At 69.1% G+C, this 15504-nt stretch carries 6 protein-coding genes and 1 pseudogene; all 7 read left to right on the plus strand.

From position 1 onward, the window contains the following. The first annotated feature begins 1 nt into the window (after position 1). The 7 genes and pseudogenes from QTI51_RS14690 to QTI51_RS14720 all read left to right on the plus strand — a co-directional run bounded on the left by QTI51_RS14690 (position 2) and on the right by QTI51_RS14720 (position 15432). Complete coding sequence (locus QTI51_RS14690; protein WP_286514684.1) at positions 2-1090, plus strand: NADH:flavin oxidoreductase; 1089 nt, start codon at positions 2-4, stop codon at positions 1088-1090. A 188-nt stretch (positions 1091-1278) separates the two neighbouring features. After that, the gene (locus tag QTI51_RS14695; RefSeq protein WP_286514686.1) at positions 1279-2100 is read left to right on the plus strand and encodes an alpha/beta fold hydrolase; all 822 of its coding nucleotides are present in this window, start codon (positions 1279-1281) and stop codon (positions 2098-2100) included. Positions 2101-2170: 70 nt separating this feature from the next. Further along, positions 2171-2734 carry an ArsR/SmtB family transcription factor gene (locus QTI51_RS14700; protein ID WP_286514691.1) on the plus strand — a complete coding sequence of 188 codons (564 nt, stop codon included), beginning with the start codon at positions 2171-2173 and terminating at the stop codon, positions 2732-2734. After that, a pseudogene (locus QTI51_RS14705) lies at positions 2719-3072 on the plus strand (SRPBCC family protein); the annotation flags it as partial. The gene QTI51_RS14700 and the pseudogene QTI51_RS14705, both read left to right, overlap by 16 nt. A gap of 273 nt (positions 3073-3345) precedes the next feature. Continuing rightward, positions 3346-5046: a ShlB/FhaC/HecB family hemolysin secretion/activation protein gene (locus tag QTI51_RS14710; protein WP_286514694.1), complete on the plus strand. Its 1701-nt coding sequence runs from the start codon at positions 3346-3348 to the stop codon at positions 5044-5046. Between the two features lie 10 nt (positions 5047-5056). Further along, a complete protein-coding gene (locus tag QTI51_RS14715; RefSeq protein ID WP_286514697.1) occupies positions 5057-13687 on the plus strand; it encodes a two-partner secretion domain-containing protein in 8631 nt (2876 codons plus the stop codon). A gap of 143 nt (positions 13688-13830) precedes the next feature. Beyond that, complete coding sequence (locus QTI51_RS14720; RefSeq protein ID WP_503011521.1) at positions 13831-15432, plus strand: MFS transporter; 1602 nt, start codon at positions 13831-13833, stop codon at positions 15430-15432. Positions 15433-15504: the final 72 nt, after the last annotated feature.

A 15504-nucleotide genomic window follows, 5' to 3' on the forward strand; every position in this document is an offset into this window, starting at 1 on the left:
CGTGTCTGTTTCCGATCTGTTCAAACCGCTCACGCTGCTGCATGGCCCGGCAATGCGAAACCGCTTCATGCTGGCGCCGCTGACCAACCAGCAAAGCGAACTCGACGGCACGGCGTCCGTGCACGACCACTTCTGGATGGAACAGCTGTCGCAGAGCGGCTATGCGTTGGTCCAGACCTGTGCCACGACCGTGGAAGCAGGTGGCATCGCGTTCGCGCGGCAGCTGGGCATCCACAGCGATGACCATCTGCCAGGCCTGGCCCGCATGGCCATGACCCTGCGGGACGGCGGGGGCCTTTCCGCGGTGCAGTTGCACCACGCAGGCCACCGTGCCAACCCGCTGCTGGGAGGAATCCCGGCGCCTGCCTCCAGCGGCACCTTGCCGGGCATCCGCGCGATCTCGACGGAAGCAGTGGAGCGAATTCGCGACAGCTTCATCGCCGCCGCGAAACGCGCGCAGCGGGCCGGCTTCGACGGCGTCGCGGTGCATGGCGCGTTCGGCTGGATCCTCTCGGAGTTCATGTCGCCTCACCTGAACGACCGCATGGACAGGTACGGCGGCAGCCTGGAGAACCGGGCGCGCCTGACCCTGGAAGTGATCGAAGGCATCCGCCGGGAATGCGGTGCCGGCTTCCAGATCGGCTGGCGGCTGTCGATCGAGCGCTACGGGCTGCGCCTGGAGGAACTGCGCGAGGTCACCGCGTACATCTTCGATCGCGAGCTGATCGACTACCTCGACCTTGCCTTGTGGGACTCTGCCCAGGTCGTGGGGGAGGGGCCGTTTCGCGGCAAGACCATGCTGAGCCTGTTCACCGGGTTGCCTCGCAAGGGCGTTCGGCTGGGAACCGCCGGCAAGATCATGAGCGCCCGGCGCGCCGGCGAGTTGCTGGACGAGGGCTGCGACTTCGTGTTGATTGCCAGGGCCGGCATCCTGCAGCGGGACTTTCCCCTGCAGGTCAGGGCCGATGCGGCGTACGACAGTCCGCCGCTGCCGGTGCCGGCCGAGTACCTGCGCAAGGGCGGGCTGAGCGAGCGTTTCATCGACCACATGCGGGGATGGCAGACCTTCGTCTTGCATGGCTCGCGATAAGCGATAAGCGATAAGCGATAGGCGATAGGCGATAGGCGATAGGCGATAGGCGCGAGGCGCGAGGCGCGAGGCGCGAGGGCGCAACCCGGCACCTGCATTGCACCTGAAACACGCGCCCCCCCTGCTGCAACGCCCACGCAACGCCCGGCACCCACAGTGAAGGCTCCATTCACCCAGAGGAGTTCTTCATGAGCAGCATCACCACCGCCGACGGCACCGAGATCTACTACAAGGACTGGGGCAGCGGTCAGCCCGTCGTGTTCAGCCACGGCTGGCCCCTGTCTTCCGACGCCTTCGAGGACCAGATGTTCGCGCTGGCCTCGCAGGGCTTTCGCTGCATCGCGCACGACCGCCGCGGCCACGGCCGCTCCAGCCAGCCCTGGCAGGGCAACGACATGGACACCTACGCCGACGACCTGGCCGCGCTGGTGCAGAAGCTCGACCTGAAGGACGCCATTCACGTCGGCCACTCGACCGGCGGCGGCGAGGTGGCGCGCTACATCGGCCGCCACGGCACCGCGCGCGTGGCCAAGGCGGTGCTCATCGGCGCGGTGCCTCCCCTGATGGTGAAGACGCCGGCCAACCCCGGCGGCACGCCGCTCGCGGCCTTCGACCAGATCCGCGCGGGCGTGCTGACCGACCGCTCTCAGTTCTGGAAAGACCTGAGCATGCCCTTCTACGGCTACAACCGCGCGGGCGCCAAGGTGTCCGAAGGGGTGCGCGAATCGTTCTGGCAGCAGGGCATGGCGGCGGGCATGCCGGCCTCGTACTTCTGCGTGAAGGCTTTCTCGGAAACCGACCTCACCGACGACCTGAAGAAGTTCGACGTGCCCACGCTCGTCCTGCACGGCGACGACGACCAGATCGTGCCCATCGCCGACTCGGCGCTGCTGTCGGCCGAACTGGTGAAGGGCGCGGTGCTGAAGGTCTACCAGGGCGCGCCGCACGGCATGTGCACCACGCGCAAGGACGAGGTGAGCGCGGACCTGCTGGCCTTCGCCAAAGGGTGAGCGAAGGAATGCACGCACCGGGGCGGCCACGCCCTTGACGCGCGCCGGGGTGCGCCAGATACTCAACCACATGGTTCACCCAGCGTCTTCTTCCTCGTCGTCGTCTTCTTCTTCTTCTTCTCCAGACGCCTCCCAAGACACGCCGACCGACGACGGCGGCCCCGGTGTTGCCGAGCCCCACACCGCCCAGCTCGACGCCATCTTCGCCGCGCTCTCCGACACCACCCGCCGCACCGTGCTCGAGACGCTGGGCCGGCGCAGCCTGAGCGTGACAGAGCTGGCCGAGCCGCACGGCATGTCGCTCACCGGCTTCATGAAGCATCTGCGCGTGCTGGAAGACGCCGGCCTCATCTCCCGCACCAAGGAGGGCCGCGTCGTGCGCTGCGAGCTCTCGCCCCGGCCCATGCAGGAGGCAGCGGTGTGGCTGTCGCGCTACGAGAAGTTCTGGAGCGGACGCCTCGACGCGCTGGCGCGCTTTCTCGACCCGCAGGAGCAAACCGAATGGCCCAACCCCCTTCCGCAGGCGCAGGCACAGGTACAGCCGCAGCCGAGCGCCCCTCGCTCACCCTCCGCCGGCACTACCGCGCCACCGCCGACAAGGTCTGGCGCGCGTGGACCGACCCGCAAGCGCTGAAGCACTGGTTCGGGCCGGACGAGATCGTCGCGGTGCCCATCGCCGAGATCGACCTGCGCGTGGGCGGGCGCTTTCGCGTGGCGATGCTGGCGGCCGACGGCGAAACCCACGACGTGAGCGGCATCTACCTCGAGGTGGAGCCGCAGCGCAAGCTGGTGTTCAGCTGGGCCTGGCGCAGCACGCCCGAGCGCGAGTCGCGCGTCACCGTGCGCATCGAGCCCGACGACCAGGGCTGCGAGCTGGTGCTGCTGCACGAGCAGTTCTTCGACGAGGCGGCGCGCGAGGGGCACACGCATGGCTGGTCGGGGGCGCTGGCCAAGCTCGGGAAGTGGTTGTAGCCAGCCCGGAAGGGGCTGCAAATACTTGAAACTGGGTATGTAAGTTTCTGTTGGTATCTGTGATATTCCGGTTGCATTTTATGGACCCGTGAGTTTCTGCAGCGATTCATCCCGAATCCGGCAGCCCGGCTCCGCAACCGAGCCGATTTCATGCGTCTTCCTGTTTCGCGACCGTCGTTCGACGGCCTTTTCGCACGCGGCGTTCGCCCGCCCATGCCACGTGGCATTCGTCCACTCCTGCCACGTGGCATTCGCCCGCTCCTACGTCATCCGGTGGCCTTGCTGGGCGGCGCGCTGCTCGGCATGGCGGCCCATGCGCAGGTCAACCCCGCGGCGGTCGACCGCCAGAACCAGATCATCGAGCGCCAGCAGCAAGACCGCCTGCGCGAGGAGCAGGACCGCGCCATGCGCGCGCTGCCCCCGCCCGGCGGCACCAATTTGCAACAGGTCAAGCCGCAGGTGTCCGTGCCCGAGCTGGGCGCGCCGTGCCGCGACATTCGCGAGATTCGTTTCAGTGGCGACACCCAGCACCTGCCCGACGACCTCCAACGCAGTGTCCAGAATGCCAACGCCGGCCGCTGCCTGGGCGTGGCGGACCTCGAAGCCATCCTGGCCACGCTGACCAAGAGCTACATCGACCGGGGCTACATCACCACCCGCGCCTACCTGCCCGCGCAAGACCTGCGCAGCGGCGTGCTCGAAGTGACCGTGGTCGAAGGCCGGATCGAGCGCTTCGAAGTCACTGGCGGCAGCGAACGCGCCCAGTGGATCCGCGGCGCGTTTCCGGCCAGCCCCGGCGACCTGCTGAACCTGCGCGACCTGGAGCAAGGCATCGACCAGGTCAACAGCCTGGCCTCCAACAACGCACGGCTCGACCTGCGCCCCGGCAGCCAGCCCGGGCAGACCGTGGTGGTGGTGGAGAACCCCGCCACGTTCCCGGTGCACCTGTACACCTCGCTCGACAACTCGGGCACGCGCGCCACCGGCACCGACAACGCCTCGGCCACCGTCACCTTCGACAGCCTGCTCGGCCTGAACGAGCTGCTGTCGGTCACCAAGCGCCAGTCGGTGCTGCCCGAGCGCTGGGACCACAAGTCGGACTCGACCGGCCTGCGCGCCGTGCTGCCCCTGGGCTACAACACCTTCAGCATCGACGCCAGCCAGAGCGACTACACCAACGTGCTGCGCCTGCCGAGCGGGCAGAGCCTCACGTCGCAGGGCCGCACGATCAGCAAGAGCTTCTCGGCCGACCGCGTGGTGTACCGCGACCAGGCCAGCCGCGTCTCGCTGTCGGCCCGGGTGGGCACGCAGTCGACCCGCAACTGGCTCGGCGGCGAGTTCCTGCAGGTCAGCAGCCGCGACCTGAGCACGCTCGACGTGGCGGCCAGCGCCTTCACGCAGATCGGCGGCGGCATCTTCAACGCGCGGCTCGGCTACGTGAAGGGCCTGTCGGCCTTCGGCGCGCTGCGCGACGCCGACACCCTGCCCGACGACCTGCCGCACGCGCAGTTTCGCAAGCTGACGCTCGACCTGGGCTTTTCGCGGCGCTTCAGCGTTGCCGAGCGCGCGTTCGTGTGGTCCAGCCAGTTCAGCGGGCAGCATGCGTACGACACCCTCTACGGCACGCAGCAGATGCTGATCGGCGGCGGCTCGTCGGTGCGCGGCTTCCTCAACACCGTGCTCAGCGGTGACAGCGGCTTCTATGTGCGCAACGAACTGTCGATGCCGTGGCAGGTGGCGCTGAACGGCGGCGCGCCGCTGTCGGGCCGCGTCTACACCGGCTTCGACGTGGGCCGCGTGAGCAACCGCGCCAGCGGCGTGCCTTCGGGTTCGCTGTCGGGCGCCACCCTGGGCGCCGCCGTGCAGTGGAAGACCCTGAGCCTCGACGTCTTCGCTTCGCGCGCCGTCCACGTGCCCGCCGCGCTGAAGCGCGAAGGCACCCTGTACGGCTTCCGCCTGTCCGCCTCCCTCTGAGATCCGCACCATGAACCACATCTATCGAGTCCTCTGGAACGCCGCGTCCGCCACCTGGATAGCCGTTGCGGAAACCGCGCGCGGGCACGGAAAGGGCAAGAGCAGCAAGTCGGCCGCGCGCCGTGCCGCCGTCGTGGCCTGGGGCGCGCTGGCGCTGGCGGCCCCGCCCTTCGCGTTCGCGCAGGTTGCCTCCGTGGTGGTGGCGCCCGGCAGCAACCTCAATGCCTACGTGGCGCCCAACGGCGTGACGGTGGTCAACATCAACCAGGCCAACTCGGCCGGCCTGTCGCACAACCAGTACCAGAGCTTCAACGTCAACGCGACCGGCCTGGTGCTCAACAACACCACCAGCGCGCAGATCGCCTGGCAGTCGCAGCTGGCGGGGCAGGTCACGGCCAACTTCAACCAGGCCAACGCGGCGCGCGTGATCCTGAACGAGGTGGTGTCGAACAACCGCAGCACGCTGGCAGGCTTCACCGAGGTGCTGGGCGGCAGGGCCGACGTGGTGCTGGCCAACCCCTACGGCATCACCTGCTCGGGCTGCGGCTTCATCAACACCGACCGCGTGACGCTCACCACCGGCAACCCGTTCCTGGCATCGAACGGTGGGCTGGGCGGCTTCAGCGTGGGGCAGGGCGACATCCTGATCACCGGCACCGGGCTGAACGCCACGGCGCAGCAGGTGCTCGACCTGGTGACGCGCTCGGTGCGCATCGAGGCGCCGGTCAACGGGCAGGACGTGAGCGTGGTCGCCGGCACCAACCGCTGGAGCTACGACACCCGTGCCGTCACCGGCGCGGCCACGCCCACCGGCAGCGCGCCGGTGTACGCCATCGACACGGCCGCACTCGGCGGCATGTACGCCAACCGCATCCGCATGACCTCGACCGAGGCGGGCGTGGGCGTGCGCATGCTGGGAGACGCCGCCGCCAGCGCCGGCGATTTCACGCTGACAGCGGCCGGCAAGGTCGAGCTGCAGAACCGCATCTCGGCCTCGGGCGACGTGGGCATCGCCACCACCGCCACCGACGCCAATGCGCTCGCGCTGGCCGACGCCAGCCTCACTTCCACCGGCAAGACCACGCTCGCCGCCGCCGGCGGCGCCACCCTGACGGGCAGCGCGCTGGTGGCGGGCACCGACCTTTCGGTGAGCGCCGCGAGCCTGCTCGACACGGCCAGTGCCTCCGGGTTGGCCAACAACAACCTGCGCCGCGCCGGCGGCGCGCTGACGCTGTCCGTGGGCAACGCCGCGTCGCTGGGCGCCACCGAGTGGAGCGCGGCGGCGGCCTGGAACGGCACCTTCGGCAACCTGGTGACCACCGGGGCCACCAAGCTGTACAGCAGCGGCGGCACGCTGATCGCCAGCGCCGACAAGGGCGACCTGGCGCTGGGCCTGGCGGTGCTGCAGTCGGCCGGCAACATGGCGCTCACTTCAAGCGGCAAGATCGGCACGGCCACGGGCGGCGCGCTGCAATCGCTCGGCGGCAACCTCGCGCTGACGGCGGGCAACGGCATCTCGAACGCGGGCACGATGACGGCGGACAAGGGCGCGGTGACGGTGCGTGCCGATGGCGCCCTGTTCAACACCGGCACCATCAACGCGGCCGGCGCGCTCGACATCGCCGACGGGCTCGGCAACGCGGCGCTCAATAGCGTGAGCAACAGCGGCAACCTGCTGGCTGGCAGCACGCTCGCACTGCGTGCCGCCAGCATCGACAACAGCGCCACCGGCTGGGTGCAGGCCGCCACCGGCAGCACGGTCGATGCGGGCTCGCTGAACAACAGCGGCGCCTGGCTGCTCTCGCAGCAGGCCACCGCGAAAGACACGGTCACGGTCGGCGGCGTGTTGGCGAACACGGGCACCATCCAATCGCGCGGCGACGCCACGCTCTCCACGGGAAGCGTCGACAACCAAGGTGCGCTGCTGGCCGATGGCAACCTATCGGTCGCCACGTCGGCCGGTTTCTCGAACGGCGCGAAAGCCACCACGCAGGCTGGCAGCATGCTGAGCGTGAGTGCCGGTGGCAAGATCGACAACGCAGCAGCGGCCGTGATGCGCGGCGCGGCCGTTGCCCTGAAGGCCGAGCAAGGCCTCAGCAATGCTGGCGTCGTGAGCGCCGAAGCAGGCTCGGCCACGCTTCGCGTGAACGGTACGCTAAGCAACAGCGGCGGCCTGCAAACCACCACGACGCTGGACATCGCCGACCTGAACGGCGGCGGCAGCGAGAACATCGTCAACACCGGCTACATGGTGGCCAACGGCGCGCTGGCGCTGAAAGCCGCCGCCATCACCAACGCGGTCGCGGGCACGGACGCCCGCAACGGCCGCATCCAGGCCGGAACGAACAGCTCCGTCAACGCCGTGTCGATCGACAACGCGGGAACCTGGGTGCTGTCGCAGCAGGGCGGTGGCGCCAGCCAGGTGACGCTCACCGGCGCGTTGCTGAACGAGGCAGGCGCCACGCTGCAAGCTGGCACGGCAGGCGGCTTCGAAGGCGTGACCTACAACGTCGCGAAGATCGACAACCGCGGCAAGCTGGTCGCCACCGGCAATCTGCAGGCCAACGTGAGCGCCAGCGACGGCTTCGCCAACCAGGACACGGTGCAGGCTGGCGGCACGCTCGGCATCCAGGGTGCCGCCACCGCACTGACCAACGGCAAGAACGCCACGCTGATCGGCAACGGCCTGAACATCGACGTCGCGGGCATCGACAACAGCGGCAAGATCATCGGTGGCGCAAGCGCGGCCACGCAGCTGAAGGCCTCGGGCACTCTCACCAACCGAAGCGGTGCCGTCATCGCCGTGGCCACCGACACGGCCGGCGCCGGGACGGTGTCGGGCCGCACCATCTCCAACAGCGGCACCGTGCAGTCAGCCGGCAGCCTCATCGTCGCAATGGGCACGGGCGGACTCACAAGCAGCGGCGACATCCTGTCGGACGGGGACCTGCACCTGGCCGCAACCACGAACAACGACTACACGGCCAGCATCGGCGGCACGCTGCAAAGCGGCAAGTTGCTCGACGTGCAGGGCGGCACCGGCTCGTCGCTCGTGCTGACTGGCGGTGCGAAGAACGTGGCCAGCGGCGCGACCACCAACGTGGCCATCGGCAGCGTCACCCTGGCGAAGACCTCGGTGCTCGGCTCGACCGGCCAGATGGACCTCACGGTCGGTACGCTGACGCTCAACGGCGACACCAACGGCACTGCGCGCGTGATGGGCGCCGTGGGCGGCAGCGGCACCGCCACGGTCACCGTGAGCAACGACCTGAGCAACGACGGCCTGCTGTTCTCCGGCAGCAACTTGGTCGTGAAGGCACCCAACCTCAGCAACAACGCCACTGGCGGCATTGTCGCGCTGCACGACCTGAGCATCGAAACCACGAAGGGCCAACTCGACCTGGGCACAACGACGCCCGCCGCGAGCGCGGGCAACCTGAGCAACGCGGGTTCGCTCTATGCAAGGAACAACCTCAGCGTCAAGGTCAACGGCACGCTGACCAACGCCTCGACCATCAACGCCGGCAACAAGATCTCGCTGCTGGCCAACACGCTGGTCAACAACCGCGACATCGTGAGCGACGGCGACATCGACATCGTGGCCGCCACGCTGCGCAATGAAGTGGTGGGCGGCGACACGCGGTATTGGACTTATGGCGCTCAAACGACGGTCGCGGACGGCGGCCAATACAACGACGGTGGTTCCGGCGGCAACAAGGACTTCTTCCGCAACTACATCACCACCTGGACCGACTTCCAGCGCTACGCGAACGACCAGGCGCCGGCCTATTCACCGCAAATCCTCGCCACGAAGAACCTGCGGCTGATGTTCACCACGGGCTCCAATCTTGGCGGGACGGTCTACGGCGGCCAGTCGATCACCATGCAGGGCTTCTCGGTAGATGCCAGCCAGTCCAACGGCAACCTCTACAAGAGCAGCCATGGCATCTGGGACGAAGCGGGCCACGGCTTTCAATTGACTGGCGGCACGTTCACCAACGACAACCTTGCGCTCAACACCAAGAACTACACGCGGCACTACACGATGACGCGCAAGGAAGCAGGTCCCGCGGGTGGCGCGGAGATCTACGACTGGAGCGAATGCAACTCCGGCGGCGGTCGCTACGACGGCGGCTGCGACTACGACAGCAACGGCAACAAGAACCAGACCTTCGCGACGGCATCGGTGAATGCGCTGCACGCCGGCATTTACACGAAAAGCCTTACGGGCGCTGGCTTTGCGCTGTACAACAACAGCGCCACCACGCCGTTGGCGGACCCGAAGGCCGCGGTGGCCGCCGAGACGCCCGCCGCCGTCATTGCGACGCAATCTTTTGGCGCGCAAACCGTCGACACCGTCAAGGCCGCGCAAGCCACCGGCGGCACCGGCCTGCTCGCGGGCATTTCGTTCGTCTCGGCCAATGCCGCGCTGGGTGTGAACGGCACGTCGTTCGGCGGCATCAACATTCCGCTGCCGGCCAATCCCAACGGCTACTACGTGACGGTGAAGACGCCGGGCGCGAAGTACCTCGTGGAGACCAACCCGCTCTACCAGGTGGGCTCGTCGAACGTGGGCTCCGACTACCTGTCCAAGCTGCTGGGCTACAACGCCGACGAGATCGGCCTGCGCCTGGGCGACGCCAGCTACGAGGCCTATCTGGTCAAGCAGCAACTGGTGGCGCAGACCGGCAACGTGATCCTCGCGCAGTACGCCAACGCCGATGCGCAGATGCAGGGCCTGATGGAGAACGCAGCGGGCGAAGCCCGGTCGCTCGGCCTGCAGTACGGCAAGGCGCTGACGCCGGAACAGCAAGCCGGCCTCAAGGGCGACATCGTGTGGATGGTGCAGACCGTGATCGACGGCAAGACCGTGCTCGCACCCGTGGTCTACCTCGCGCAGAGCACCAAGAACAACATCGCCAGCGGCGCCGTGATCTCGGCACAGGACGCGAACCTGAGCCTCTCCTCGCTCACCAACACCGGCGGCACCATCGTCGGCGGCAAGTCGCTGCTGATCGCATCGACGGGCGACATCAGCAACCTGTCGGGCACCATCAAGGGCGGCGACGTGAGCCTCACGTCGACTGAAGGCAGCATCGTCAACAAGACGTTGAGCAGCGGCAACGGCGGCGACAAGTTCTACACCACCAACATCGGCAACACGGCGACGATCCAGTCGACGGGTACGCTGTCGCTCGATGCGAAGAAGGACATCACCAACCTCGGCGCCAGTGTCTCGGCCGGCACCGATGCCAGCCTGAAGGCCGGTGGCAACGTCACCTTCGACACGATCGAGAACAAGACCACCGGCACTGCGGGCAGCGTGTTCAAGGCCGATGGCGGCACGGGCCGCACCGTGACGACCACGACCACCGTGGAGCAGGTGAAGTCGGGCCTCGCGGTGGGCGGCAACCTGAGCGCAAATGCAGGCAAGGACATCACGCTGGCCGGCACCGATGCCAAGGTGGGCGGCAACGCTGCCCTCAATGCGGGCGGCGACCTTGACATCATTGCGCGCGAGAACAGCAAGACCACGCACACCGAGAGCAAGGCCAGCGGCTTCGGCATGAACAACTCGCTGTACGGCTCCACCACCGTCACCACCGACTCGAACTCGGTGCGCAACGTGGGCAGCACGCTGCAGGTGGGCGGCAATGCATCGATGACGGCCGGCAAGGACATCACGGTGCAGGGCTCCAGCGTGGACGTGAAGGGCAGCGGCACGCTGAACGCCACCAACGTGAACGTGCTGGCCGGGCGCAACTACGACGAGACCAACACCACCACCAAGCAGAGCGGCTTCATGCAGGTGGGCGCGTCGAGCAGCAGCGCGACCAGCGCGGGCGCGAGCGCGGCGGCGGCCTCGAAGAGCGACCACAACGGTGCCTCGGCTTCCGCCTCGGCGCAGGCCAGCGCCCAGGCCTCGGGCCGTGGCGCGGCGGGGCTGGCCTTCAGCTCCGCAACCACCACCAAGACGCAGACCACCGACCTCCAGTACGTCGGCTCCGCACTGAACTTCGGCGGCGACCTTGCCGTCAACGCGAGCAAGGACGTGACGCTGCAAGGCTCGAGCGTGAGCGCGGGCGGCAACGCGAGCGTGAACGCGAAGAACGTGAACCTGCTCGCGGCCGAGGACAAGTCGACCTCCAGCACCAACGTCAGCACGACCCGCGTCGGCCTCATGGCCAGCACCGACAACACCGTCAAGGCGCAGGCCGAGGCCAGCGCCAGCGCGGCCGCCGGCAAGGGCATTCCGAACGCCAATGCGAGCGCATCGGCGGGCGTGTCCGCGTCGAGCGACAACCGTCTCGACCTGGTGCAGAAGAGCGACACCACCGCCACCACGCTGGACACGCGCAACCAGGGCTCGTCCATCAGCGCGGGCGGCAACCTTGCCGTGAAGGCGAGCGACACGCTGAACGTCGAAGGCTCCAAGCTCGCGTCGGGCGGCGACATGAAGCTCGACGCCGGCAACATGACGTTCAAGGCGGTCGACGACCGCCACGAGACCACCACCCAAAGCAGCGTCACCAGCGCCGGCCTCTATGCCAGCGGCAAGGCCGAGGCCGGCGTGGAGGGCGGCGCCTCGGCCGGCCTCGGCGCGAAGGCGGGTGTGTCGGCCAAGGCGCAGGCCTCGGGCGAAATCGGGCTCTACGGCTCGAACACGCGCGGCAGCACGGTCGACGGCTCGACCACGGCGCAAACCTCCAGCATCTCGGCCGGCGGCAACCTCACGCGCACCGCGACGAACAACATCACGGACGTGGGCACGCAGATCGAGGCCGGCGGCAACCTCGACCAGTCGGCCAGGACCATCACCAGCCTGGCCGCGGCCAACACGACCTACAGCTCGGCGAAGAGCGCGACGGACACCGCCAAGGTCGGCGTGTACGCCGAGGCCTCGGCCGAAGCCAGCGCGAGCGCCAGCGCCGGCCCGGGCGCCGGCAAGCCGGGCGGCACCTCGAGCGACGCGGGCGCCGGCATTCGCGCCAGCTACCAGCACGACGACAGCGCAAGCAAGTCGGCCAGCAGCAACGCGGTGGTGTCCAACATCAAGGTGGGCGGCAGCGTGAACAGCCAGTCGAGCGGCGCGACCACCCTGGAAGGCAGCAACATCGCGGCCGGAAAGGACGTGACGATCGGCGCCAGCTCGCTGGACTACACGGCCGCCAGGAACACCGCCAGCGGCAGCAGCAACAGCACCAGCGCGGGCGGCAGCGTCAGCGTGGACCTGGTGAACAAGAGCGCGGCGGTGGGCGTCAACTACGCCGGCGGTACCAGCAGCGGCAGCAGCAGCACGGCGGTGGTCGGTGGCATCTCGGCCGGCGGCAACCTCGCGGTGGCCACCACCGGCGACACGCGCTTGGAGGGCACCAACCTCGCGGCCGGCGGCGCGGCCAGCGTGAGCGCCGGCGGCAAGCTCGACTTCGCCGCCGCGAAGAACACGGCCAGCGCCAGCAGCCAGGACGTGGGCGTCGACGTGGCCGTGTCGGCCGGCCTGAAGGGCGGCAGCGGCAGCGCCGCGGTGAACTACGCCAAGTCGACCAGCAGCAGCAGCGACGACGTGGCCGGCAGCGTGCGCAGCGGCAGCGGCCCGCTGACGCTGAAGAGCGGCGGCGACGCCACCTTCACCGGCACGCAGATCGCGAGCAACAGCGACATCGCGGTGCAGGCCGGCGGCAACCTGGCGTTCAATGCCGCGCGCAGCACGTCGAGCAGCGAATCGCTCAGCGTCGACGTGAGCGCGGCCGCCTCGGGCGGCAAGAAGGACAACGTGGGCGGCACCACCAACGCCGCCACCGGCAAGAAGACCGGCGGCCAGACCATGGACGAGCGCAGCGGCGAGGCGTCGGTGGGCGTGGGCTACGGCAAGGCGAACAGCGACATCGCGACCGGTGCCAGCATCCAGAGCAACGGCGGCAACATCTCGCTGTCTTCGGGCAGGAACACCTCGCTCGAAGGCACGCAGGTTGCGGCGACCGGCGCCATCGGCGTGACGGCGGGCGGCACGGTGACGCAGACCGAAGCCCGGAGCAGCTCCAGCTCGCTGGGCGTGGCGGTGTCGGCATCGGGCTCGGGTTCGAGCCTGACGCCCGAGAAGAAGACGGGCGCGAAGACGCCAGCCACGGCGCCGTCGCCTTCGACGACAACATCCACGACAACATCGACGCCGACCACGACGCCGACCCCTGCCCCCGCTCCGGCAACGGCGCCTGCCCCGGCCGGCGCCCCGAGCGCGCCGCCCACCTCGGCCCCGCCGAAGACACCCGCGCAACTGACGCAGAAAAAGGGCAGCGGCGTGGCGTCGGTCGGCGTGGAGACCGAGTCGAGCAACACCAGCCAGAAGACCACGCTGGCCGGTGGCCAGGGCGTGACCGTGACGCAGGGCACCGCCAACCCGGCCACGCGGCAGATCAGCGCCAGCGTGCCGATGCCGGCCACGCTGCCCGCGGGCAAGACCGTGGCGGCAAAGACCGCCGACGGCAAGCCGCTGCCGGCCTGGCTGAAGCTGGACCCCGCCACCGGCAAGTTCAGCGGCCAGCCGCCGGCGGACTTCAAGGGCGAACTGAAGGTCAACGTCAGCGTGCCGCAGGCCGACGGTTCGGTGAAGACCGTGCCGATGAGCTTCTCGGGCAACTAGGCAGGCGCGGGGCATCCAGCGCGGCCGGGGCGGCGAACGCTCCGGCCGCGTGGAAACCCTTTGCAGTACAGCGGTATGGCCCGCCTCTGCATGATCCGTGGCACCGGCGCGCCGACGCGTCCTTCCTGCCCCGTGACATGCACATCCAACCGACCCCGCACCCCGACGCTTCTCCCGCCCGCGCCACCGCACGCGAATGGACCGGCCTGGCCGTCATCGCGCTGCCCTGCATGCTCTATTCGATGGACCTCACGGTCCTGAACCTCGCGATCCCTTCGATCAGCGAAGACCTCAAGCCCACCGCCTCGCAGCTGCTGTGGATCGTCGATATCTACGGTTTCTTCGTGGCCGGCCTGCTGGTCACCATGGGCACGCTGGGCGACCGCATCGGCCGGCGCCGGCTGCTGCTGATCGGCGCGGCCGCGTTCGGCGTGGCCTCGGTGCTCGCGGCGTTGTCCACCAGCGCCAACATGCTCATCGCCACGCGCGCGCTGCTGGGCGTGGCGGGCGCCACGCTGGCGCCGTCGACGCTCTCGCTCATTCGCAACATGTTCCTCGACCCGGCGCAGCGCACGGTGGCCATCGGGGTGTGGATATCGAGCTTCTCGGCCGGCGCCGTCATCGGCCCGGTGCTGGGCGGCGTGCTGCTGCAGTACTTCGCGTGGGGCTCGGTGTTTCTCATCGGCGTGCCGGTGATGGCGCTGCTGCTGGTGCTCGGGCCGCTGCTGTTGCCCGAGTACCGCGACCCCGACGCGGCCCGGCTCGACCTGGCCAGCGTGGCCCTGTCGCTGGGCGCGGTGCTGGCGGTGATCTACGGCGTGAAGCAGATCGCGGAGCACGGGGTGCACACGCTGCCGCTGCTGTCGATCGCCTTCGGCGCGCTGCTGGGCTGGGTGTTCGCGCGCCGCCAGAAGCGGCTGGCCGACCCGATGATCGACCTGCGCCTGTTCGCGCTGCCGGCCTTCAGCGTTTCGCTGGGCGCCTACATGCTGTCGTGCTTCGTGATGTTCGGCATGTTCCTGTACAACGCCCAGTACCTGCAGCTGGTGCTGGGCCTGTCGCCGCTGCACGCGGGGCTGTGGAGCATGCCGAGCGCGGGCGCCTTCATCGTCGGCTCGATGGTGGTGCCGGCGCTGGTGCGGCGCATGCGGCCGGCCTTCGTGATGGGTGGCGGGCTGGCGGTGGCGGCGCTGGGCTTCGGCATGCTGGTGGTGCTGCCCGCGCAGGACGGGCTGGCCTGGATGGTGGCGAGCGCGGTGGTGTCTTCGCTCGGCCTCGCGCCGGTGTTCACGCTGGCGACCGACCTGGTGGTCGGCAGCGCGCCGCCCGAGCGCGCGGGCGTGGCCTCGGCCATTTCGGAGACCAGCTCGGAGTTCGGGGGCGCGCTGGGCATCGCCATCCTGGGGAGCGTTGGCGCGGCGATCTACCGCGCGACCATGGCCGACGCCGCGCCATCCGGTGCGGGCCTGTCCGCTGTGGAGGTGGAGGCCGCGCGCAGCACGCTGGGCGGCGCGGTGGCGCTGGCCGGGCAGCTCACGGGCGGCGCGGGCGCGCAGTTGCTCGACACGGCGCGCGAGGCGCTGATGCACGGCCTGCGCCTGACGGCCGGCATCTGCGCGGCGGTGCTGCTGTCGGTGGGCGTGCTGGTGGCCGTGCGGTTGCGCGGCGCGAACGCTGGTGGGGCCGAAGCGATGGAGCCCAGGCCCGCCACCGGCGAAGGCAAGGCGCCTTCCCCGGGCGCCTGAAAACATCCGCTTTCCAATCGAGTTTTCCCCTCGAAATAGGCTCAGGAGCGCGCTTTAGAAGCCTATTTGCCT

It is taken from the genome of Variovorax sp. J22G73, from assembly GCF_030317035.1.
Classification (GTDB): Bacteria; Pseudomonadota; Gammaproteobacteria; order Burkholderiales; family Burkholderiaceae_C; genus Variovorax.